The organism is Micromonospora sp. NBC_00858 (assembly GCF_045207365.1).
GTDB lineage: Bacteria > Actinomycetota > Actinomycetes > Mycobacteriales > Micromonosporaceae > Micromonospora.
Genome location: NZ_CP108828.1, coordinates 2,764,688 through 2,784,333, shown reverse-complemented (window position 1 = coordinate 2,784,333; position 19,646 = coordinate 2,764,688). Strand labels below are relative to the sequence as shown.

Sequence of the window (19,646 nt, the reverse complement as noted above, 5' to 3'; positions counted from 1 at the left end):
GTACAGATCCACGACGGCGAGGGTGGGCTCGGGGCACTCCACACCGCGGGACGGCCAGTCGCACACGACCAGATGAGGCCCAGTGCCTGGGTCATCCTGGCAGATCCCGAACGGCGGCATGGCCGGGGACGGAACGGGTACCCGGCGCTCCGGGGAGGTGGGCGCCTCCGGGGGAGCGGGATGTCATGGGAGCCACCGTCGTTGGCCTGGTCATCGTCGTCGTGGTCGTGCTGCTGGCGTTGGCACTCAGCGTCCGGCAGGTGCAGCAGTACCAACGCGGCATCGTGTTCCGGTTCGGTCGGGTGCTGGAGCGGGTCCGCCAGCCGGGCCTGCAACTGATCGTCCCGATCGCCGACCGGATGGCGCGGGTCAGCCTGCAGACCACCGTGATCGGCGTACCGGCACAGGGCGCGATAACCCGGGACAACGTCACGCTCACCGTCGACGCGGTCGTCTACTACCGGGTGGTGGACCCGGTGAAGGCGCTGGTGAACGTGCACGACTATCCCTCGGCGGTGCTCCAGGTCGCGCAGACCGCGCTGCGTTCGGTGATCGGCCGGGCCGACCTGGACACCGTGCTGGGAGACCGGGAACGGGTCAACGCCGAGCTGAAGTCCGTCATCGACGCGCCCACCGAGAAGCCGTGGGGGCTGCTCATCGAGCGGGTGGAGGTCAAGGACGTCTCGCTGCCCGAAGGGATGAAACGGTCGATGTCCCGGCAGGCCGAGGCGGAACGGGAACGCCGGGCCCGGGTGATCGCCGCGGACGGCGAGTTCCAGGCGTCGCGGCGCCTGGCCGACGCGTCCCGGGCGATGGAGGCCACACCCGGCGCGTACCAGCTCCGCCTGTTGCAGACCGTGGTGGACGTGGCGGCCGAGAAGAACAGCACCCTGGTCATGCCGTTCCCGGTCGAACTGCTGCGCTTCTTCGACCAGATGGCACCACACGCGGTTGGGCCGGGCCAGCCGGTGACACCCGCGACGCCGGATCTCGGGCCGGTGACGGAGGGCGTTGCCGCCGCCGCCGAGGAGGGCGACGACCACCCCGGTACGCCGCAGGGCTGAGCGGCCGGCGTTTCCGCGCGCGGCAGCTGGGGTAGGTCGGGACCGACCGTCCCGGCTGCCCCGCGTGGAGGAAACCCGATGAGTGACAACGTCAGCGATGCGGTGGGCGACGCCCTCCGCTCGGTGATGCTCTTTCTGCCCAAGGCCGTCGCCTTCCTGGCGATCCTGGTGGCGGGATGGCTGATCGCCAAGGCCGTACTGAAGATCGTGGAGAAGGTCCTGGAGCGGGTGGGCTTCGACCGCGCCGTCGAACGCGGCGGCATCCGCCGGGCACTGAGCCGCTCCCGGTACGACGCCAGCGACATCGTGGCGAAGCTCGTCTACTACGCGGTGCTGCTGCTCACCCTGCAGCTCGCCTTCGGCATCTGGGGACCGAACCCGATCTCCGACCTGATCGCCGCGGTGATCTCGTGGTTGCCCCGCGCCTTCGTCGCGATCGTCATCGTGGTGGTCGCCGCTGCCATCGCCAACGCCGTCAAGGACATCATCAGCGGAGCGCTCGGCGGGCTCTCCTACGGTCGGGTGCTGGCCGGCATCGCCTCGGTGTTCATCCTCGGCCTCGGCGTCATCGCCGCGCTGAACCAGATCGGCGTGGCCACCGCGGTCACCACCCCCGTGCTGATCGCCGTGCTGGCCACCGTCGGCGGCATCCTCGTCGTCGGGGTCGGCGGCGGCCTGATCCGTCCGATGCAGAGCCGCTGGGAGGCGTGGCTGACCCGCGCCGAGCAGGAGTCGCAGCTGATCGCCACGCACGCCCGGGCCTACCGGGCCGGCCGTCGGGACGCCGAGGCCAAGCTGGCCCGGCCGTCGGCCGTCGACACCGACCCGGAGGCCACCCAGGTGGTGCGTCCGTCCGCCGACCCGGAGGCCACCCAGGTGGTGCGTCCGCCCGCCGACCCCGACGCCACCCAGGTGGTGAGCCCCGGCGTCGACGCCGACGCGACCCAGGTGGTGAGCGGCGGCGACCGCGTGGCGCCCAGCCAGCGCACCAGCGACGACATCGAGGCCACCACGGTCATCCCGCCGCTGGACCCGGACCGTCGCTGACACCGTGCGGGACAGCGGGGCGGGCTCCCTCGGGAGCCCGCCCCGCTTCGCGTCGTCGGGCACCCCGAAAACGCTGGCCGGCGCCGCGAACCAGGTCTAGCATCGCCGACATGACCTGGCGACATTGATCCAACGCCGTAGGCCGATCCCGTGGGCCACCGCGGGCACCGCACGTCCGGTGTCCGTCTCCGCTCCCACGGGAAGGCCTCATGACCCACCTCGCCTCGCGCGTGCCCGACCCGGCGGTCCGCCGGCTCGCGGTCACCCTCTACGGGTACGCGTTCCTCAGTGACCTCGTCCTGCTCTACCCGCTGTACGCGCTGCTCTTCGCCGACACCGGGCTGTCGGTGGGGCAGGTCTCCTCGCTCTTCGTCATCTGGTCGGCTGCCGGCATCCTGTTCGAGGTGCCCTCCGGCGCCTGGGCCGACGCGGTGTCCCGCCGGCTCCTGCTGTGCCTCGCTCCGCTGGTGACGGCCGCCGGCTTCGCGCTCTGGGTGCTGGTTCCGTCGTACCCGGCGTTCGCGGTCGGGTTCCTGCTCTGGGGCGCGGGCGGGGCGTTGGCCTCCGGCGCACTGGAGGCGCTGGTGTGGACCGAGTTGGACCGGCTCGGCGCGGTCGGCCGGTACGCCCGGGTGCTCGGCCGGGCCCGGACGGCGGGTGTGCTGGGCGTACTGGTCACCGGAGTGCTCGCCGGCCCGGTGCTCGCCGCCGGCGGGTACCCGGCGGTCGGTCTGGCCAGCGTGCTCGCCTGCCTGCTCGCCGCCGCCGTCGCCACCCGATTCCCGGAGCACCGCAACCTCCCGGCCGCGCCGCACGACCCTGCCTGGGTCGCGGCGCCGGTGGCCGCCGCCGCGGCCCGGGACCGCGACCCGGTGTCGACCGTGGCGGCACCGGCGGTCCCGCTGGTCGGTGCGGACGGCGACGATGCCGACCTGGGTTGGCGGGACGCGCTGCGGGCCGGGTTGGCGCAGGTCCGTACACATCCGCCGGTGCGTGCCGCCGTGCTGCTGGTCGCGGTGGTGGCCGCCGACTGGGGCGCGCTGGACGAGTACACCCCGCTGCTGGCCCTGGACACCGGCGTCGGGGCGGAGGTCGTGCCGCTGCTGCTCCTGCTGCTCTGGGCCGGTGTCACCGCCGGAGGGTTGCTCGCCCCGGCGGGTGAGCGGCTGAGCAGCCGGGGCTACGCCGCCCTGCTGGGCGTGGTCGCCGTCACGCTGGCCGGGGGTGCCCTCATCGTGCACCCGGCCGGCTTCGTGCTGCTCGCAGTGGCGTTCGGGGCCGCGCAACTGGCCACCGTGCTGGCCGACGCGCGACTCCAGGCCCAGATCACCGGGAGCAGCCGCGCCACGGTCACCTCGCTGGCCGGGATGGCCACCGATGTGCTGATCATCGTGACCTACGTCGGCTACGGCCTGGTCGCCACAGCGGCCGGCAACGCGGTGGCGTTCGCGGTCACGGCTGGGCCGTACCTCATCGTGGCGCTGGTGCTGGTGGCCCGCCACCGACGGTCGCACGCCCGGCCCACCGCCGGGCGGGGCTCGTTCACGACCAAACCTCCGAGCGACAACGCCACGACCGTCTGACCGGCGGCGGCCTCCCCGGCGGCGGCCGGAGGGGCCGCCGCCGGGCCTTCGCTCAGCCGGCCAGGTGCAGGAACGACCACTGGTGGCCGTCGAGATCCCGGAAGCCGCGCATGTACATCGACCCGTTGTCCACTCCCGGCCCGACCGACTCCCCGCCGGCCACCACCGCCCGGTCGACCAGTTCGTCGACCCGTTCCCGGCTATGCGCCGACAGCCCCACGATGACCTCCCGGCTGGTCGCCGTCTCCGTGGCGGCGACCCCGGTGTACCCCTCGAAGGCTGAGCGGAGGTGCAGCATCAGCCGGGTGCTGTCGGAGACGGTGATCTGCACGTTGCCCCCGTCCAGGTTGGCCTGGTCGCTGGTGAAGCCGATCGCCCGGTAGAACTCGGCGGCGGTGGTCAGGTCGCGCACCGGCAGGTTGATGAACGTCATGGTCATCGGTGGTCTCCGTCCGACTCCAGCAGTACCTTCAACGCGGCGAGCCGCTCCCGCCAGTACACCTTCAGCTCCGCGGCCTGCTCGGCCCCCGTCAGCTTCTCGTGCGAGACGCTGACCCGGGCCTTCGACTCGCCGACCGCCTCGAAGCCGACCACGATCCGGGTGGGACCACCGGCCCAGTCGGCCCGGAAGCTGCGGGGCGCGGTGGCGGTACGGAGGCGCACCTCGACGTCGGGCAACCAACGGGCGCGTGCCGTCTCGTCGGCGAACGCCCCGAACAGCCGCAGTACCGGCACCGCCACCGTCCGGCTGGCGCTGGCCGAGAAGCCACCCCCGCGTTGCTGACCGGGCGCGCGCAGGCCGCGTTCCTGCTCGTAGCCGACGGTGATGCTCTGTGCCCACCAGCCCGGTACCTCGTGCTCGACGACCAGTTGGCGGGCGATCTCGGTGTGCGTCCGCTCGGTGGCGCCCGCGGCGTCGAGCAGGGCGAACCACTCCGCCCAGCCGCGGCCGGTCCGCGCGTGGATCAGGTCGTCGGCGATCCGCTCGGTCTGCGCCGCGGCGGGTGCCGGAGACGGCGACACGTCCGGTGCCGGCGCGACGGTGGGTGCGGCGGTCCGATTGATCAGGTGCCGGCGGGCGGTGGTGTAGCTCTCGCCGGTCTTCTCCATCCGGGCTCGGACCCGGGTCTTGAACGATCTCTGGTTGGTCATCACATGCTCCCGGTCAACGGCACGGTCACCGGGACTCACGCTCCCGTCGACCCCGCCGGAGTGGGGCATGTGGCACCACGTCCCGAGGGCTCAGGCCCCCTTTGCCTCCGCATGGCCGGCGGCGTGAGCGCCGGGAGGGAGGTGCGGCGCAGGACTACGCCGACGTCATCCTACGCGCGAACCGGTCGTCGGCGCAGCCGTCAGGGCTGTTCGCCGTCGAGGTAGACCCACCGGCCGTCCTCGCGGACGAACCGGCTGCGTTCGGTCAGCGTGCCCGGCCGACCCGCGTCCCGGTAGTGCGCGTGGAACGTCACGGTGCCGGCGGTGTCGAGCAGGCCGCCCCGCTCGGTCTCGACGATCTCCAGCCGGGTCCACCGCTGCCCGGGCTCCAGCTCCAGCCGCGCCGGGCGGGTCGAGGAGTGCCAGCTACGCAGCAGGTAGTCGGCGTCGCCGAGGGCGAAGGCGCTGAACCGGGAGCGCATCAGCGCCTCGGCGGTCGGCGCGTGCGCCACGCCGCCGTGCACCTCGGCACAGCAGTCGGTGTACACCCGGCCGGAGCCGCACGGGCAGGCCCGTCCCGTCGTCGCGTCCGCCCGCCGACGCCCCGCACCCTTACCCACGCCGCCATCCTGCCGCACCGCCAACCGGCCCCGGACGCCGACCGTCGCTACTCCAGCGGCACGGGCAGCGGCACCGGCCGCTTCGCGACCCGGTCGTCGCCGGACGACCGTCCGCAGAGGTGCCGAACCAGCCAGGGCAGCAGGTGCCGGCGGGTCCAGGCCAGCTCGGCGCCGAGCACCTCACCGCGGCGCCGCCGTGACACCGGCGGCAACGGCTGCGTCCAGGAGTCGTCGAACCCGGGCAGACCCGCCGTGTACGCCAGCGCGGCGGCGATCCGCGCGTGGCCGGCGCTGTTGGCGTGCAGCCGGTCGTCGCTCCACAGCCGGGGATCGGAGGAGACCGGGTGCGCGCCCAGGTCGAGCAGGGTGGCACCGGTCTGCGTGGTGACCACCCGCAGTGCCGCGTTGAGCGCCAGCATCCGGCCCCGCAGCGGCCGGGCCAGCGGCATCACCGGTGCCGGGTCCGGCATGGTGAAGGTCAGCACGGTGGCGCCCTGCCCGACCAGCGCCCGCTGCATCTCCGCGACGTGCTCGGCGACCTGCTCCGCGTCGAAGGAGGGGCGCAGCACGTCGTTCATGCCGGCGACCACGGTGGCCAGGTCGGGGGCCAGGTCGAGGGCGGGCTGGAGCTGCTCGGCGCGAATCCGGGCGGTGGTCCGGCCACGGATGGCCAGGTTCGCGTACTCCAGGCCGCCCTGCGCGCGGGCCACCGCCAGGGCGAACCGATCGGCCCAGCCCCGGTAGCCGCCGGCGCCGTCCGGATCGTCGAGCCCTTCGGTGGTGCTGTCGCCGATCGCCACGTACCGCTGCCACATCACCCGGGCGACGTTAGCCGCCCGCCCCGCACCGGTGTACCGCTGGGGCAGGGATGGTTGACGGTCGATCCTAGACTCGCGACATGTCGCGATCTCCGGCCGTGCCGCTCGCCCCGAACGTCTGGCGCATCCCCACCCTGGGCCGCGCGGCTGTCAACTCGTACGCCTTCGTGAACGACGACGGCAGCGTCACGCTGATCGACTGCGGGCTGACCCGGGCGCCCGCCCGGATCGTGCGCGGGCTGGCGGCGATCGGCAAGGTGCCGGCGGACGTCACCCGGATTGTGCTGACCCACGCGCATCCCGATCATGCAGGCGGGGCGGCGGAGTTGGCCCGCCGCACCGGTGCCCCGGTCGCCGCGCACGCGGCCGACGTGCCGTACGCCGAGGCGGGCCGCAAACCGGTCAACGACCCGGCGGTGACCGGCGGCCGGTTCTTCGCCCGGGTCGACGGGGGCCGGTTCCCCGCGGTCGAGGTGGCGCAGCCGCTGGTCGACGGCGATCTGATCGACGTCGGCGGCGGACTGCGGGTGGTGCACACTCCCGGGCACTCCCCGGGGCACGTGTCGCTGCTGCACGAGCCGACCCGGCTGCTGATAACCGGGGACGCGCTGTTCAACGTGCTCGGGGTCCGCTGGCCGGTGAAGTGGCTGTGCAACGACTTCCGGCTGACCCAGCAGACCGCGCACGTCCTCGGCGAGCTGGATTACGACATCGCCGCCTTCACCCACGGCCCCGAGCTGACCGACAGTCCCCGCGACCGGATCCGCAGCTTCCTCCTCTCCCAGCCCCACTGACCCGTCCCGCGCCCCCGGCGGGTCAGAGCCAGCCGGAGCGGCGGAACAGGCGGTACAGGCCGAGGGCGGCCAACGCCATCAGGGCGAGTGCGCCGGCGTAGCCGTAGCGCCAGGTCAGCTCCGGCATGTGCGAGAAGTTCATGCCGTAGACGCCGGCGATGCCGGTCTGGGCGGCCGCGATGGCCGCCCACGCGGCGATCTTGCGCATGTCGTTGTTCTGCTCCACGGCGAGCTGTGCCAGTCGGGACTGGACGATCGAGGTGAGCAGGTCGTCGTACGCGGCCACCCGATCCACCGCCCGGCTCAGCCGGCCGTCCACGTCGACGAACCAGCGGTGCAGGGCACGCGGCGGCCCGTCGTTGCCCGGGTCGAGCAGCGTGCGCATCGGCGCCTGCAACGGCAGCACCGCCCGCTTGAACTCCACCACCTCGCGCTTGAGCTGGTAGATGTGCTGGATGTCGACGGAGCGGTCGCGGGCGAACACCGACTCCTCGACCCGTTCCAGGTCCCGCTCCACGTGCCCGGCCACTTCGAGGTAGGAGTCGACCATCCGGGCGCAGACCGCGTACGCCACCGCCCACGGCCCTGCGGCCAGCAGCGCGGGGCGGCGCTCGATGTCGGCGCGGACGCTGCGCAGCGCCCCGGCGGCGCCGTGCCGCACGGTGAGGGCGAACCGGTCACCGAGCAGCACCATCACGTCCCCGGTGTCGATCACCTCGGAGGTGTCGGTCAGCTCGGCGTGCTCCACGTACCCGGCGGTGCGGAGCACCAGCAGGGTGACCGGCCCGTGCCGCTGCACGGTGGGCCGGTGCCCGTCGGCGAGCGCCTGCTCGACGGTCAGTTCGTCGAGGCCGAAGGTCCGGCCCACCGCGGCGAGCACCGCCGGGCCCGGCTCGTGCAGCCCCAGCCAGACGAAGGCGTCGCGGCCGTGTCGGGCGCGGGCGTACGCGTCGGCGTAGTGCGGACGGCCGGGTTCGCGCCGGCCGTTGACGTAGACGGCGCAGTCGACCACGGCGTCCGGGTTGGACCGGCGTGCCGTGGGGGAGTCGGTCTCGACCCGACCGAGCAGTCGACGGGCCAGGGCGCGTACGCCAAGGCCGGCTCGGTCCCGTACCGGTCGCTGATCCACCGCGTGCCTCCCCGCCGCCGGCGCACCGCCCCGATCGAGGTGCCCGGAGGGGATGGTGCCACCGCATTCTGCCGAGCGGGGTCCGGCTCCCGACAGGCGGGCCGGCGGTCTCAGGCCGTGCGGGTGGCGAAGACGACGACGTTGTCCACGTAGTTGCCGGTCCCGGCGTCGAACCGGCCGCCGCAGGTGATCAGTCGCAGCGCGGCGGTGTCCGCCGGACCGTAGACCAGGCCGCTGGGGAAGCGGTCCTTGGGGTACGCGCGGACGTCGTCCACAGTGAACGTGGTCACTCGGGCGTCGGCGCGGGTGACCTGGATCTGCTGGCCGGCGCGTAGCCGACCGAGGTCGAAGAAGACCGCCGGACCGGCCGGGGAGTCGACGTGCCCGACCAGGACGGCGTTGCCGGTCTCACCGGGGCTGACCCCGTGTCGGTACCAGCCGGCGACGGTGGGCCGGTCCAGTGGTGGCACCTCCAGCACCCCGGCGGCGTCCGCGCCGACCGGGACGACCTCGGCGCGTACGTCGATGGCCGGGATCTGCACCCGGACCGGCGCGGCGCGGGGCAGTGGCGCCAGGTCCGGTGCGGGGTGGGTGCGGGTCGGCGCGTCGGCCGGCGGTCGCGGTGGTCGTGCCGGGTCGGCGGTGAGGCCGACGGTGATCAGCCCCAGCCCGGTCACGCCGAGCAGCGCGACCACCGCCGGAAGGGTCCGCCGCCTCCACACCGTGCGCACCTCCGTACGGGATCGTCGGGGTGCCCGCGCCGGTGTCACCGGCACGGGCACCCGTCCTCAGGGATGGAGCGGGTCGCCGGTCAGGCGACGGCGGACACCGGACGGCGTCGGCGAAGCAGGATGACCGCGCCCGCGACGGCGGTGCCGAGCAGCGTGCCACCGGCGGCGAGAGTGCCGTTGTCGCGGCTGTCTCCGCCGGAGCCGGCCGGGGCACCGCCGATCGGGGTGACGGTGAACGTGGCGCTGCCGGCTGAGCTGCCGTCGCCGCAGGTGGCCGCCACCGTGTACGTGCCCAGGGTGAAGCCGGCGGTGAAGAGTTCGGCGCTCAGCCCGCCACCGGCCGCGGCCGTGGTCGACCGGACGTTCTGGTCGCGGTTGGGGCCGGTGACACGGAAGAGGGCGTCACCCGACTTCGGGTTGCAGGTCGTCGCGGTGAGCACGACGGTCCCGCCGACCGGCGTGGTGGCTGGTGACACCGTGGTGTCGGCCAGTGCGGCGCCCGGCAGCAGGAGCGTGCCGAGGCCTACGCCGAGCGCCGCCGAACAGAGTGCTGTTGAGACCTTCATACGCGTCTTCCCTCACATTTCGTCCGCTGACTGCGTGGGACGTCGTTCGGGTGGCCATCTCCGTGACTAGCACCGGTGTGACCAACACTAGGTCCGTTGGGTCCTCGATCCGGTGAAAATGAGAAATCCTCGTTGCCGTCACGTGTCCACCCGAAGACGGGGAGAGCTGCGGAAACGCCTCGACGGGCCGACCGGCACCGGTGACCCGGTCGATGTCCGTCCGGCCGGGCTGTCACGGCTGGGTCGATGGCGAGGTATTGCCGGCGCCGACGGGATTGCCCCCACTCGGCCAGCGGCGTTGCGCGTCAGCCGCCGTTCTGCCGACGGACAAATCGGGGAGGAGAACGGGAGAGCCGCTGGTAGGTTCCGTGCCCGTGACACAGGACAGGGTTGCCGGACTGGGGACACGGTTCGCGCGGCTCTGGGCGGCGAGCACGCTCTCCGCCCTGGGCAGCGGCTTGGCCACCGTCGCCGCGCCGCTGTTTGTCGCGTCGCGTACCGACGACCCGCTCGTGGTGGCCGCGGCATCCGCGGTGGCCTGGCTGCCCTGGTTGCTCTTCGCCCTGCCCGGCGGCGTGCTGGTGGACCGGATGGACCGGCGCCGCCTGATGATCATCATCGACCTGGTCCGGGTGGTGGCGCTGGCCGTGCTGGCTGCGGCGATCATGACCGACCGGGCTGGGGTGGCGCTGCTGTACGTGGTGCTGTTCGTGGTCAACACCGGTGAGATCGTGTTCCGTTCGGCCAGCCAGGCCATGCTGCCGACCGTGGTGCCCCGGCACCGGCTGGAGCGCGCCAACGGCTGGCTCGGCGGCGGCACCACCCTCATGCACGGCATGCTCGCCGGACCGCTGGGTGGTTTCCTGTTCGCCGTCTCGGCGGGCAGCCCGTTCCTGGTCAACGCCGTCACGTACGCCCTCAGCGCGGTCCTGGTGGCGCTGATCGGGGGCGACTTCCGGGCCGCCGCCACCGACGCGAACACCCGGCGGACCCGTTCGATGCGCCGGGAGATCGTGGAAGGGCTGCGCTGGCTGGCCCACCAGCGCTTGCTGCGGACGATGGCCGTACTGATCGGCCTGCTCAACGTGACCCTGACCGCCGCGCTGGCGGTGCTGGTGCTGCTCGCCGACGAGCGGCTGCGGCTCGGGTCCGTCGGCTACGGGCTGCTGTTCACCTGCATGGCCTGCGGCGGGGTGCTCGGCGCGCTTCTCGGCGACCGGCTCATCGCCTGGACCAGCGCCACCTGGACGATCCGGATCGGTCTGGTGATCGAGGCAGGGCTGCACCTGGCGCTGGCCGCGTCGCGCAGCACGATCGTGGTCGGGTTCGCGCTCTTCGCCTTCGGCGTGCACAGCGCACTGTGGAACATCGTGGCGAACTCGTTGCGCCAACGGCTCACCCCACCGGAGTTGCAGGGTCGGGTGGCCAGCACCACGCTCTTCGTGGCGGCGGGTGGCAACTGCGTGGGCGCGCTGCTCGGCGGCCTGCTCGCCGCCCGGTTCGGCATCACCGCGCCGTACTGGGTCGGACTCGTGGTGGCGATCGGCGTCTCCGCCGCCACCTGGCGGGTCTTCAACCGCGCGGCGGTGGCCCGCGCCTGCGCCGATCCGCCCCCGACCGCCCCCGAGCCCGCCCGGGCGGGCTGACCACGCGTCGCGTCGGGTGGTGGCGCGTGAAACCGGCGGGTGGTGTGGCAGCGTGATGCGGTGACCGAATCCGCGCCGCTCGACGTCGACCTCGCGCTGCTCGGCGGCGGCGGCGCCGCGTCGCTGCTGCTCGCCGCGCTGGACCGGCACGGCGTCCGCGACCTGCGGATCGCGGTCGTCGACCCGGTGCGCCGACGCGGCCAGGACCGCACCTGGGCGTTCTGGGGCCACCCGGACAGCGACCTGGACCCGCTGCTCAGCGCGAGCTGGCAGCAGGTCGAGGTGGCCACGCCGACGCGGCGTCGGGTGCTGGACCTGACCCCGCTGCGGTACGCCATGCTCCGCTCCGGCCCGGTCTACGACCGGGCGGCCGAGGCCGAGCACCGGCTCGGCGCGACCCGGATCGTCGCCCCCGCCGAGAGCGTGGCCGACGACGGCGCCCATGTGGTGGTGCGCACCGGCGGTGGGCCCACGGTGCGCGCCGGTTGGGTGTTGGACTCCCGCCCCCGCCCACCGGCACGACCCGGGCGGACCACCTGGTTGCAGCACTTCCGGGGGTGGTGGCTGGAGGCGGACCGGCCGACGTTCGATCCGGCGCGGGCGGTGCTGATGGACTTCCGCACCCCGCAGCCGGCCCGGGGCGTCTCCTTCGGCTACGTGTTGCCGGTGAGCGACCGCTACGCCCTGGTCGAGTACACCGAGTTCTCGCCGGGCCTGCTCACCGACGTCGGGTACGACGCGGCGCTGGCCAGCTACCGCGACCTGCTCGGGCTGGATCCGAGCGGGCTGCGGGTGCGCGAGGTGGAGAACGGGGTGATCCCGATGACCGACGCGCCGTTCCCGGCCCGGCCCTCGACCCGGGTCATCCGCCTCGGCACGGCCGGCGGCGCGACCCGCCCGTCCACCGGCTTCACCTTCTCCGCCATGTACCGCCAGGCCGACCAGGTGGCCCGCGCCCTCGCCGCCGGCCAGCCGCCGGTGCCCGCGCCGGCCTACCCGCGCCGGCACCGCTGGATGGACTCGGTCGCGCTGCGCGCGCTCGACCGGGGCGGGGTCGGTGGTCCCGAGTTCTTCGACCGGCTCTTCGACCGCAACCCGGCCGAGCGGGTGCTGCGCTTCCTCGACGGCGTCACCAGCCCTGCCGAGGAGATCGCGATCATGAACTCCACGCGGCTACTGCCGATGATCGCCGCCACCGCAGGCGACGCGGCGCACCGGGTCCGCGACCGGCTGCGCCCGACCCGACCCGCGCCGAGCATCCCGGCCGCCGTCGTCGGCACCCCGCCGTCTGGCGCCGCACCGGACGCCGGCCCCCTGCCCGGCTGACCCACCGGGAATCAGCGGTCCCAGGCCGGCGCGGCGGTCACCCGAGCGCGGGGTACGGCGTCGCCGCCCGGTAGGTTGCCGGGCATGGTGGACGCGGTGGCCGGCAGGGGCGTGCAGATCTGGACCGACGGGGCGTGCAGCGGCAACCCCGGGCCCGGCGGCTGGGGTGCGCTGCTGCGCTACGGCGACCATGAGCGGGAGCTGTGCGGCGGCGAGGCCACCCCGACCACCAACAACCGGATGGAGCTGATGGCGGCCATCCAGGCGCTGGAAAGCCTGAACCGGCCGGTCGTTGTGGAGCTGCACACCGACAGCACGTACGTCCGCAACGGCATCACCAGCTGGCTGGCGTCCTGGAAGCGCAACGGCTGGCTGACCGCCGCGAAGCAGCCGGTGAAGAACGCCGACCTGTGGCAGCGCCTGGAGGCGGCCTGCGAGCGGCACCAGGTCACCTGGCTGTGGGTCAAGGGGCACAACGGGCACCCGGAGAACGAGCGGGCCGACGGGCTGGCCAACAAGGGTATGACCGAGGCGCGCGCGGCCGCGCTGGCCAGTCGCTGATCCCGCGCCGAGACCGCCTCAGCGGGTCGCGTCCGGATGTCCGGGCATGCTCGACCCGCCGCCGCTGCTGCCGGAGGAGCCGCCGGTCATGCCCGAGTTGTTGTCCTCGGTGACGATGTCCGGTGGCACGTCGGTGTCGTCCGGCGGCGGGACCTTGGTGTCCGCCTCGACCTGCACCAACGGCACCTGGCCGGCCTCGTCCTCGGCATGTGCCGGGTCCGCCGGCAGCTCACCGTCACGCTTTCGGTAGCCCACGCCGTGCCCCCCGTCGGTGCCGTTCCGCGTCGGCGGTGGCTACCCGGCGTCGTCGCGGGCGAAACCTCGCCCCGCCGCAGCCACCGGTTCCGCGGCCGCGGTGGCTTCCGGCGGCGCTTCCGGCAGGCGCAGGGTCCGTCGGCGGGTGAGCGCGATGGCCGAGGCGAGCACCAGCGCTGCGGACACCACCAGGAAGCCAGGGGTGTTGCCGAAGTGGTCGGTGATCGCCCCGCTGGTGGCTGAGCCGACGGCGAGACCGATTTGCCCGGCCGTCTGCAACCAGCCGTACGCCTCGGCGAGCTGGGGTGCCGGGGTGGACCGGGCCAGGAGCTCGTCGGTGACGGCGAGGAAGGGTGCCAGCGCCAGCCCGAAGACCGCCAGCGCGACGGCCATCTGCGGCACGGTCCGGGGTAGCAGCAGCGCCAGCGAGGTCACGGCCAACGTGCCCACCAGCGCCAGGTACGCGCCGCCTGGGCTGCCGGGTCGACCCCTGCGGGCCAGCAGCAGGCCGCCGGCCAGGCTGCCCACCGACCAGACGGTGACCAGCAGTCCGGCCTGGTCCGGGTGCCCAACCGTGGTGGCGAAGGCGGGGACCAGCACCCACATGCCACCGATGGCGGCCATGTAGCCGACGTGCGTGCTCAGGATGGTGCGACGGGTTGCCCGGCCGGAGGTCGTGGGCCGGCTTTCGGCGGACCGGTCGTCGACGGCGCGGTAGGGCACCACGGCGGCGGTGCCGACCAGCCCGGCGGTGCCGATCGCGGCGAAGGTCAGCAGCGCCCCGGCCGGACCGCTGACCAGCAGGCTCAGCGTCACCGCAAGCGGGCCGCCCACGTAGAGCACCTCCTGCCCGACCGCGTTGACGGCGTACGCACGGCTCAGCGCGGGGGAGGGGACCATCCGGGCGAGCTGCGCGCGCCCGCTGCCGAGGACCGGCGGCGTGCTCAGCCCGGCAGCGGTGGCCAGCGCCACGAACGCCACCGGGTTCGTGGCCACCGCCAACCCGAGCAGGGTGACCAGGTGGACGGCACCGGTGGTCAGCAGCACCGGCCGGTTGCCGAGCCGGCCCAGCAGCCGGCCGACCAGTGGCGCGGTGACCGCCAGCCCGATGCCGCAGCCGGCGCTGGCCACACCGGCGGTGGCGAAGCTGCCGGTGTTCTCGTGACCGAGCAGCACGACAAGCAGTTGCCGCATCGCGACCGGTAGCTGCGCCACGGTCATCAACACGATGAGCAGCGACGCCCGCCGGGGTAAATTCATGACTTATGAATCTAGCCGAGGATGGCTCGGCCAACCTGCTCGGCGCACTCGCCCTGCTCGTCGGCTCCCGAATGCGCGCGTCGGTCAGTTCGTCGGTCGGGGCCGGAGGCGCGCTCGCGGAGGCGCTCGTCGTCCTCAAGGACCAGCCGGGTGCGACCGCCGAGTGGCTGGGTCAGGTTCTGGGGCTCAGTCAGCCCGGTGCCGCGCACCTGGTCCGTCGACTGCGTGAGCAGGGTTGGGTGGAGCGGCGGGCCGGCGCCGACGCGCGCAGCCGGGCGCTGCACCTCACACCGGAGGGTGCGAGGGCGGCCGACCGCGTCCTGCAGGCCCGGGACCAGGCGCTGAACGCGCTGCTCGCCCCCTTGCCCGCCGAACAACGCCACCAACTCGCCGACATCGCCCGTGCCCTGATGCGCGACGAGGTGACCGACGCCCGCAGCCTGGCTCACCTCTGCCGGCTCTGCGACCGCACCCGATGCCCGCAGTGCCCGGTCGACGCCGGCTTCCGCGAGCGGAGCGGCGACTGAGGCGTACCCCCGGGCGCGACGCGTACCGATCGTTAGCGGCGTCGGCCGCGCCGGGCGGGGGCCGCGGCCCGGGATGGCCGGCGGACCGGGGTGAGCGCCAGCGCCGACCAGTGCGCCGGCCGGGTGATCGTCGCCGGCAGCGCGGTGCGCGCGTCACCCCGCGCCGCGTCCAGCTGGGCCTGGTGCAGGAAGAGAGTGGCCCGCAGGTCCGCGCCGCGTAGATCCGCCCCGCGCAGGTCGGCGCCGGTGACGTCGGCCAGCCCCAGGTCGACCCCGCGCAGGTCGGCGCCGATCAACAGCGCACCGCGCAGGTTGGCCCGGCGCAGGTCGACCCCGCGCAGGTCCGCCCCGAGCAACTGGGCGCCCCGGCGGTCCGGGCCGGCCACGCCGCCTCGGGCGCGGGCCGCGTCGCCGGCTCGGGACAGCAGCGGGTTGACCCGCTCCCGGTGCGCCGCCACGTCCACCGCGCGCAACTGCGCCGGGTCGCCACCGGTGAGCGCCGCCGTCTCGGCGCGGGCGCGGTCCAGCTCGGCGCGCAGCTCGGCCGGTGGGCGCAGCGCCAACGCCTCGGTGAGGTACCAGAGCAGCTCGTGCAGCGGACGAAGCACGGTGAACGCCGCAGCCATCGCCGGCAGCGTCTCGGGCGCGTCCCGCCAGTCCCGCCCACCGAAGGTCACCTGGGCGACCTGCTGGCCGGCGCCGAAGCAGTCGAAGACCGTGCAGCCCGGGAACCCCCGATCCCGCAGCTCGGTGTGGATGCCGCAGCGGTGGTCCGGGCGCAGGTTCGGGCAGGCCTGCCCGGCCGGCTTGTCGATGGCGAAATCCGCCGACGCGGCGAAGGCGGGCACCACGCAGCACAACCCGAAGCAGCGCTCACAGTCGGCGCTCAGCTGCGCCGGCCCGGGCGGGGGAGCGGGGCTGTGCGACACGCGGACGGTCCTCCTGGCGATCGGCACGGCGGTGAGCCGTGGCCACCATTGTCCCGCGTACCCCCGCGACCGAAGGGTCGGGGTCACCGTCCGTGTGGGTCGCCGGCCAGAGTCGAGCGGGGTGCCGGGGTACGGGGGCCGCCGCCCGACGGCTGCGACACCAGCCGGCGTACCGCCCGCTCCCCGTCGCCAGGCCCGTACTTCTGGTCGAAGGTCCGGGCCACGGTGGCCGCCGGCGTACGGTCTCCGTCGGCCAGCTCGGCCAGCGCGAACACCGTCGGCGCGGCCCCGGGTGCCCGGGGTGGCAGCACGGCCCGCACGGTCAGCGGCCGGGTCAGGCGGAACGCGCGGCAGTCGATGTAGTGCTGGCCGTCGACCGTCACGTAGGGCACCTGCACCTCGACCACGTCGGAGTCGTCGTGGCGCAGCGTGACGGTCACCGACCAGTACTGTTCCAGGTTCACGGTCGCCTGCTCGTGCTCCCACAGCTCCTCGAACCGGGCGTGCACGAACCCACCCCACGGGCTGTCCATGTCCACCTCAAGTTGGGGCACGTTGAACGACAGCTTCCCGATCGGGAAGAACGAGATCAGCGCCCGGCCGTCCCACTGGTAGAGCTGGATCGACGGGGAGGCGTCGTAGAGCCGGACCTGCAACCGGTGTCGCAGCCGGGGGTCGAGGGCGTCGGAGAAGGCGGCCAGGTGGCGCAGGTTGGTGCGAATCTGCCGCGGCACGTTCACCCGCTGCCGTTCCAGCTCCTCAGAGCGCTGCTGGGCGGCGGTGCAGTCCGGGTCGAGCAGGAGCAACTGCACCTGCGAGCCGTTGGTGAGTGCCGCGCGTACCGCTGCCAGTGTCTCCTCGCGATGCCGCTGCTCCAGCAGGATCGTCCAGGTGTCGAGGATCCGCACCCGGCGGCCGGCGCGCTGCAGCCGGGTCACGAACGCCTGCTGGTCGAAGCTCAGGTGCTCCTGCACCCGCGCCTTGCGGGCCTCCTCGAACAGTGGGTCGAAGATGACGTACGAGATGGCCGCGAGCACCACGCTGGCGCCGAGGTTGAGCAGCAGGTCGCTGAGGAAGCCGGTGCTGCGCCAGGCAGCCAGCAGCATCAGGGCGGCGACCCCGAGCAGCGTCCCACCGACGCCGAAGGCGCGTCGTTGCCGGCCGCCCCGACCAGCCCACTCGGGCATCCGGTCCCCCTCCGTCGTCGGCCGGCCCCACGTGGCCGCCCGCTGATCACCGGAATGCGGAGGATACGTGCCCGCTTTGCCGGGCGCTGTCCCGTTCGCGACCGCCGGTTTCATCCACGGAGCAGGTCCGCCGTGAACGGGCAGTGCTCAGACCGACCGCCAGTCGTCGGTGGTCAACGCGGCGGCCTGCGGGCCCATCAGCAGCATGCCGCCGTCGACCGGCCAGGACGCCCCGGTGACGTAGCTGGCGGCGGGGGAGGCGAGCAGCGCCACCACGGCGGCGACCTCCCGGGCGTCGCCCGGCCGTCCCACCGGTACGCCGGGCCGCTCCTGGGTGTACGGGTCGACGTCCTCCTGACCGGTCATCGGCGTGGCGATCTCGCCGGGGGCGACCGCGTTGACGGTGATGCCGTCGGCGGCCAACTCCTGCGCCATCACTCTGGTGAGCAGCCCCAGCCCGCCCTTCGCCGCGCAGTACGCGGCCGAGCCGACCCGGGGCGCGTGCTCGTGCACGCTGGTGATGTTGATGATCCGCCCGCCGGCACCGGCGGCCCGCATCCGCCGCGCGGCTCGCTGCGCGCACAGGAACGGCGCGTCCAGGTCGACGGCCAGCACCTCCCGCCACTGCTCCCACCCGGTGTCGACGAACGGCGTCGAGGCGCCGGTGCCGGCGTTGTTGACCAGCACCCCGATGCCACCGAGCCGATCGGCCAGCTCGTCCACCACCGTCGCGGCCTCCGGCAGCCGGGTCAGGTCCACCTCGCTGACCTCGCAGCGCCGCCCGGTGGCGCGGACCTCGGTGGCGGTGCGATCGGCGCCGTCGGGGTCGCCGTACCAGGTGATGCCGATCTCGAAGCCGGCCTCGGCCAGGGCGACCGCGCAGGCCTTGCCGATGCCGGAGTCCGCACCGGTGACGACGGCGGCCCTCGGGTAGTTCTGGTATCGCTGGGGCATCCTCCCGCACTACCCCGACCGGACCGGCCCAACCGGGTGTACGAGTGGACCCGGTGGGTAGCCGCCGGGCATGGAACTGGTCCAGGAGTCGCCGTACCGGTTCCGGATCGACCGGGCGGCACCGATGCGGGTGCCCGGGGTGGTCTTCGCCGTGCCGGAGCTGCTGCCCGAGGTCGGCACGGACCGCGCGCTGGACCAGGTGGCGAACGTGGCCACGCTGCCCGGCATCGTCGACGCGTCGTACGCCATGCCCGACGTGCACTGGGGTTACGGCTTCCCGATCGGTGGCGTCGCCGCCACCGACGTCGCCGACGGCGGGGTGGTCTCGCCCGGCGGGGTGGGCTTCGACATCTCCTGCGGGGTACGACTGCTCACCGCCGAGCTGGACCGGGCGGAGCTCTCCCGGGTGCTCGACGCGCTGATGGACGGCCTGGACCCGGCGGTCCCGCGCGGCATGGGTCGGGGCGCGGTCTGGCAGCTCGCCGATCGGGCCGAGCTGGACGCGGTGCTGCGCGGCGGCTCCCGGTACGCGGTCGAGCAGGGGCACGGGGTGCCCCGGGACCTGGCCCGCTGCGAGGACGGCGGTGTGGTGTCCGAGGCCGATCCGGAGCAGGTCAGCGACCGGGCCGTGCAGCGTGGGCAGGGTCAGGTGGGCAGCCTCGGCTCCGGCAACCACTTCCTGGAGGTGCAGGTCGTCGAGGAGGTTTACGACGAGCCGGTCGCGGCGGCGTTCGGGCTGCGGCTCGGGCAGGTCTGCGTGATGATCCACTCTGGATCCCGGGGGCTGGGCCACCAGATCTGCACCGACCATGTGCGGATCATGGAACGGGTGATGCCCCGGCACGGCATCGAGGTGCCGGACCGGCAGTTGGCCTGTGCGCCGGTCGAATCGCCGGAGGGGCGGGCCTACCTGGGTGCGATGGCCGCTGCGGCGAACTACGCCCGGGCCAACCGGCAGCTCCTCGCCGAGGCGGCCCGCCGGGTCTTCGCCCGGGTCGCCGGGACCGGCCTGGATCTGGTCTACGACGTGTCGCACAACCTCGCCAAGATCGAGGAACACGAGCGGGACGGCGGTACCCGGCGGCTCTGCGTGCACCGCAAGGGCGCGACCCGCGCGCTGCCGCCCGGGCACCCGGATCTCCCGGGCGACCTGCGCGACGCCGGGCAGCCGGTGCTCATCCCCGGCTCGATGGGCACCTCGTCGTACGTGCTGACCGGCGTCGCCGGCAATCCGGCCTTCGCGTCCACCTGTCACGGCGCCGGCCGCGTCCGCAGCCGGGGGGAGGCCACCCGGGCCGCCCGGGGGCAGGACGTGCGGCGTGACCTGGAGGGGCGGGGCGTGGCCGTACGCGGCGCGTCCAGGAAGGGGTTGGCCGAGGAGATGCCGGAGGCGTACAAGGACGTCTCGGCGGTGGTCGAGGCTTCCCGGGGGGCCGGGTTGTGCCGGCTGGTCGCCCGGCTCACGCCGCTCGGCGTGGTCAAGGGCTGACCGCGCGG

The 19,646-nt window shown here is 73.9% G+C and carries 20 protein-coding genes and 1 pseudogene; 9 read left to right on the top strand and 12 right to left on the bottom strand.

The features are described 5' to 3' along the window. Positions 1 to 185: 185 nt before the first annotated feature. From OG990_RS13150 to OG990_RS13140, 3 genes and pseudogenes are all read left to right on the top strand, one after another. Positions 186 to 1,099: pseudogene (locus OG990_RS13150) on the top strand (SPFH domain-containing protein). Between the two features lie 43 nt (positions 1,100 to 1,142). Then, the gene (locus OG990_RS13145; RefSeq protein WP_328417307.1) at positions 1,143 to 2,111 is read left to right on the top strand and encodes a mechanosensitive ion channel family protein; all 969 of its coding nucleotides are present in this window, start codon (positions 1,143 to 1,145) and stop codon (positions 2,109 to 2,111) included. Between the two features lie 209 nt (positions 2,112 to 2,320). Further along, the gene (locus tag OG990_RS13140) at positions 2,321 to 3,694 is read left to right on the top strand and encodes an MFS transporter (protein WP_406080658.1); all 1,374 of its coding nucleotides are present in this window, start codon (positions 2,321 to 2,323) and stop codon (positions 3,692 to 3,694) included. 52 nt (positions 3,695 to 3,746) lie between these two features. On the opposite strand, the gene OG990_RS13135 is transcribed toward OG990_RS13140, so the two are convergent. The 4 genes from OG990_RS13135 to OG990_RS13120 all read right to left on the bottom strand — a co-directional run bounded on the left by OG990_RS13135 (position 3,747) and on the right by OG990_RS13120 (position 6,281). Then, positions 3,747 to 4,133: a VOC family protein gene (locus OG990_RS13135; protein WP_328417304.1), complete on the bottom strand. Its 387-nt coding sequence runs from the start codon at positions 4,131 to 4,133 to the stop codon at positions 3,747 to 3,749. Beyond that, positions 4,130 to 4,846 carry a hypothetical protein gene (locus tag OG990_RS13130; protein ID WP_328417303.1) on the bottom strand — a complete coding sequence of 239 codons (717 nt, stop codon included), beginning with the start codon at positions 4,844 to 4,846 and terminating at the stop codon, positions 4,130 to 4,132. The genes OG990_RS13135 and OG990_RS13130 overlap by 4 nt, the downstream gene beginning before the upstream one ends. A 200-nt stretch (positions 4,847 to 5,046) precedes the next feature. Further along, positions 5,047 to 5,466 (bottom strand): YchJ family protein, encoded by a 420-nt coding sequence (locus tag OG990_RS13125; protein WP_406080657.1) that lies wholly within the window; start codon positions 5,464 to 5,466, stop codon positions 5,047 to 5,049. A 47-nt stretch (positions 5,467 to 5,513) separates the two neighbouring features. After that, complete coding sequence (locus OG990_RS13120) at positions 5,514 to 6,281, bottom strand: SGNH/GDSL hydrolase family protein (protein ID WP_406081740.1); 768 nt, start codon at positions 6,279 to 6,281, stop codon at positions 5,514 to 5,516. Positions 6,282 to 6,364: 83 nt separating this feature from the next. Between OG990_RS13120 and OG990_RS13115 the strand changes: the two genes are divergently transcribed. Next, positions 6,365 to 7,078, top strand: a complete 714-nt coding sequence (locus OG990_RS13115; RefSeq protein WP_328417299.1) for an MBL fold metallo-hydrolase — start codon at positions 6,365 to 6,367, stop codon at positions 7,076 to 7,078. Positions 7,079 to 7,100: 22 nt separating this feature from the next. Here OG990_RS13115 and OG990_RS13110 read toward each other — a convergent pair whose 3' ends face one another. From OG990_RS13110 to OG990_RS13100, 3 genes are all read right to left on the bottom strand, one after another. Next, positions 7,101 to 8,207 carry a magnesium and cobalt transport protein CorA gene (locus OG990_RS13110; protein WP_328417297.1) on the bottom strand — a complete coding sequence of 369 codons (1,107 nt, stop codon included), beginning with the start codon at positions 8,205 to 8,207 and terminating at the stop codon, positions 7,101 to 7,103. Positions 8,208 to 8,317: 110 nt separating this feature from the next. Then, complete coding sequence (locus tag OG990_RS13105) at positions 8,318 to 8,929, bottom strand: class F sortase (RefSeq protein ID WP_406080655.1); 612 nt, start codon at positions 8,927 to 8,929, stop codon at positions 8,318 to 8,320. Between the two features lie 89 nt (positions 8,930 to 9,018). After that, positions 9,019 to 9,504 (bottom strand): hypothetical protein, encoded by a 486-nt coding sequence (locus tag OG990_RS13100; RefSeq protein ID WP_328417293.1) that lies wholly within the window; start codon positions 9,502 to 9,504, stop codon positions 9,019 to 9,021. Positions 9,505 to 9,878: 374 nt separating this feature from the next. On the opposite strand from OG990_RS13100, the gene OG990_RS13095 reads away from it, so the two are divergent. From OG990_RS13095 to rnhA, 3 genes are all read left to right on the top strand, one after another. Further along, a complete protein-coding gene (locus OG990_RS13095) occupies positions 9,879 to 11,150 on the top strand; it encodes an MFS transporter (protein ID WP_406080653.1) in 1,272 nt (423 codons plus the stop codon). Between the two features lie 42 nt (positions 11,151 to 11,192). After that, positions 11,193 to 12,476, top strand: coding sequence for a lycopene cyclase family protein (locus tag OG990_RS13090; protein WP_406080652.1), 1,284 nt, complete (start codon positions 11,193 to 11,195; stop codon positions 12,474 to 12,476). Positions 12,477 to 12,560: 84 nt separating this feature from the next. Then, complete coding sequence (gene rnhA, locus OG990_RS13085) at positions 12,561 to 13,037, top strand: ribonuclease HI (RefSeq protein WP_328417287.1); 477 nt, start codon at positions 12,561 to 12,563, stop codon at positions 13,035 to 13,037. Between the two features lie 18 nt (positions 13,038 to 13,055). Here the strand turns inward: rnhA and OG990_RS13080 are convergent, their stop codons facing one another. Together OG990_RS13080 and OG990_RS13075 are read right to left on the bottom strand one after the other, a co-directional pair. Beyond that, the gene (locus tag OG990_RS13080) at positions 13,056 to 13,292 is read right to left on the bottom strand and encodes a preprotein translocase YidC (RefSeq protein ID WP_328417285.1); all 237 of its coding nucleotides are present in this window, start codon (positions 13,290 to 13,292) and stop codon (positions 13,056 to 13,058) included. Positions 13,293 to 13,331: 39 nt separating this feature from the next. After that, positions 13,332 to 14,552 (bottom strand): MFS transporter, encoded by a 1,221-nt coding sequence (locus tag OG990_RS13075; RefSeq protein WP_406080649.1) that lies wholly within the window; start codon positions 14,550 to 14,552, stop codon positions 13,332 to 13,334. Positions 14,553 to 14,557: 5 nt separating this feature from the next. Between OG990_RS13075 and OG990_RS13070 the strand changes: the two genes are divergently transcribed. After that, positions 14,558 to 15,079, top strand: coding sequence for a MarR family winged helix-turn-helix transcriptional regulator (locus OG990_RS13070; protein ID WP_406080647.1), 522 nt, complete (start codon positions 14,558 to 14,560; stop codon positions 15,077 to 15,079). A gap of 32 nt (positions 15,080 to 15,111) precedes the next feature. Here the strand turns inward: OG990_RS13070 and OG990_RS13065 are convergent, their stop codons facing one another. The 3 genes from OG990_RS13065 to OG990_RS13055 form a co-directional block, all read right to left on the bottom strand. Next, positions 15,112 to 16,008: a pentapeptide repeat-containing protein gene (locus tag OG990_RS13065; protein WP_406080645.1), complete on the bottom strand. Its 897-nt coding sequence runs from the start codon at positions 16,006 to 16,008 to the stop codon at positions 15,112 to 15,114. 83 nt (positions 16,009 to 16,091) lie between these two features. Continuing rightward, entirely contained in the window at positions 16,092 to 17,195 is a 1,104-nt protein-coding gene (locus tag OG990_RS13060) for a DUF5919 domain-containing protein (protein ID WP_406080643.1), read from the bottom strand. Positions 17,196 to 17,342: 147 nt separating this feature from the next. Continuing rightward, positions 17,343 to 18,149 (bottom strand): SDR family oxidoreductase, encoded by an 807-nt coding sequence (locus OG990_RS13055; RefSeq protein ID WP_406080642.1) that lies wholly within the window; start codon positions 18,147 to 18,149, stop codon positions 17,343 to 17,345. A 70-nt stretch (positions 18,150 to 18,219) separates the two neighbouring features. On the opposite strand from OG990_RS13055, the gene OG990_RS13050 reads away from it, so the two are divergent. Continuing rightward, positions 18,220 to 19,638, top strand: coding sequence for an RtcB family protein (locus OG990_RS13050; protein ID WP_406080640.1), 1,419 nt, complete (start codon positions 18,220 to 18,222; stop codon positions 19,636 to 19,638). The last annotated feature ends 8 nt before the right edge of the window (positions 19,639 to 19,646 follow it).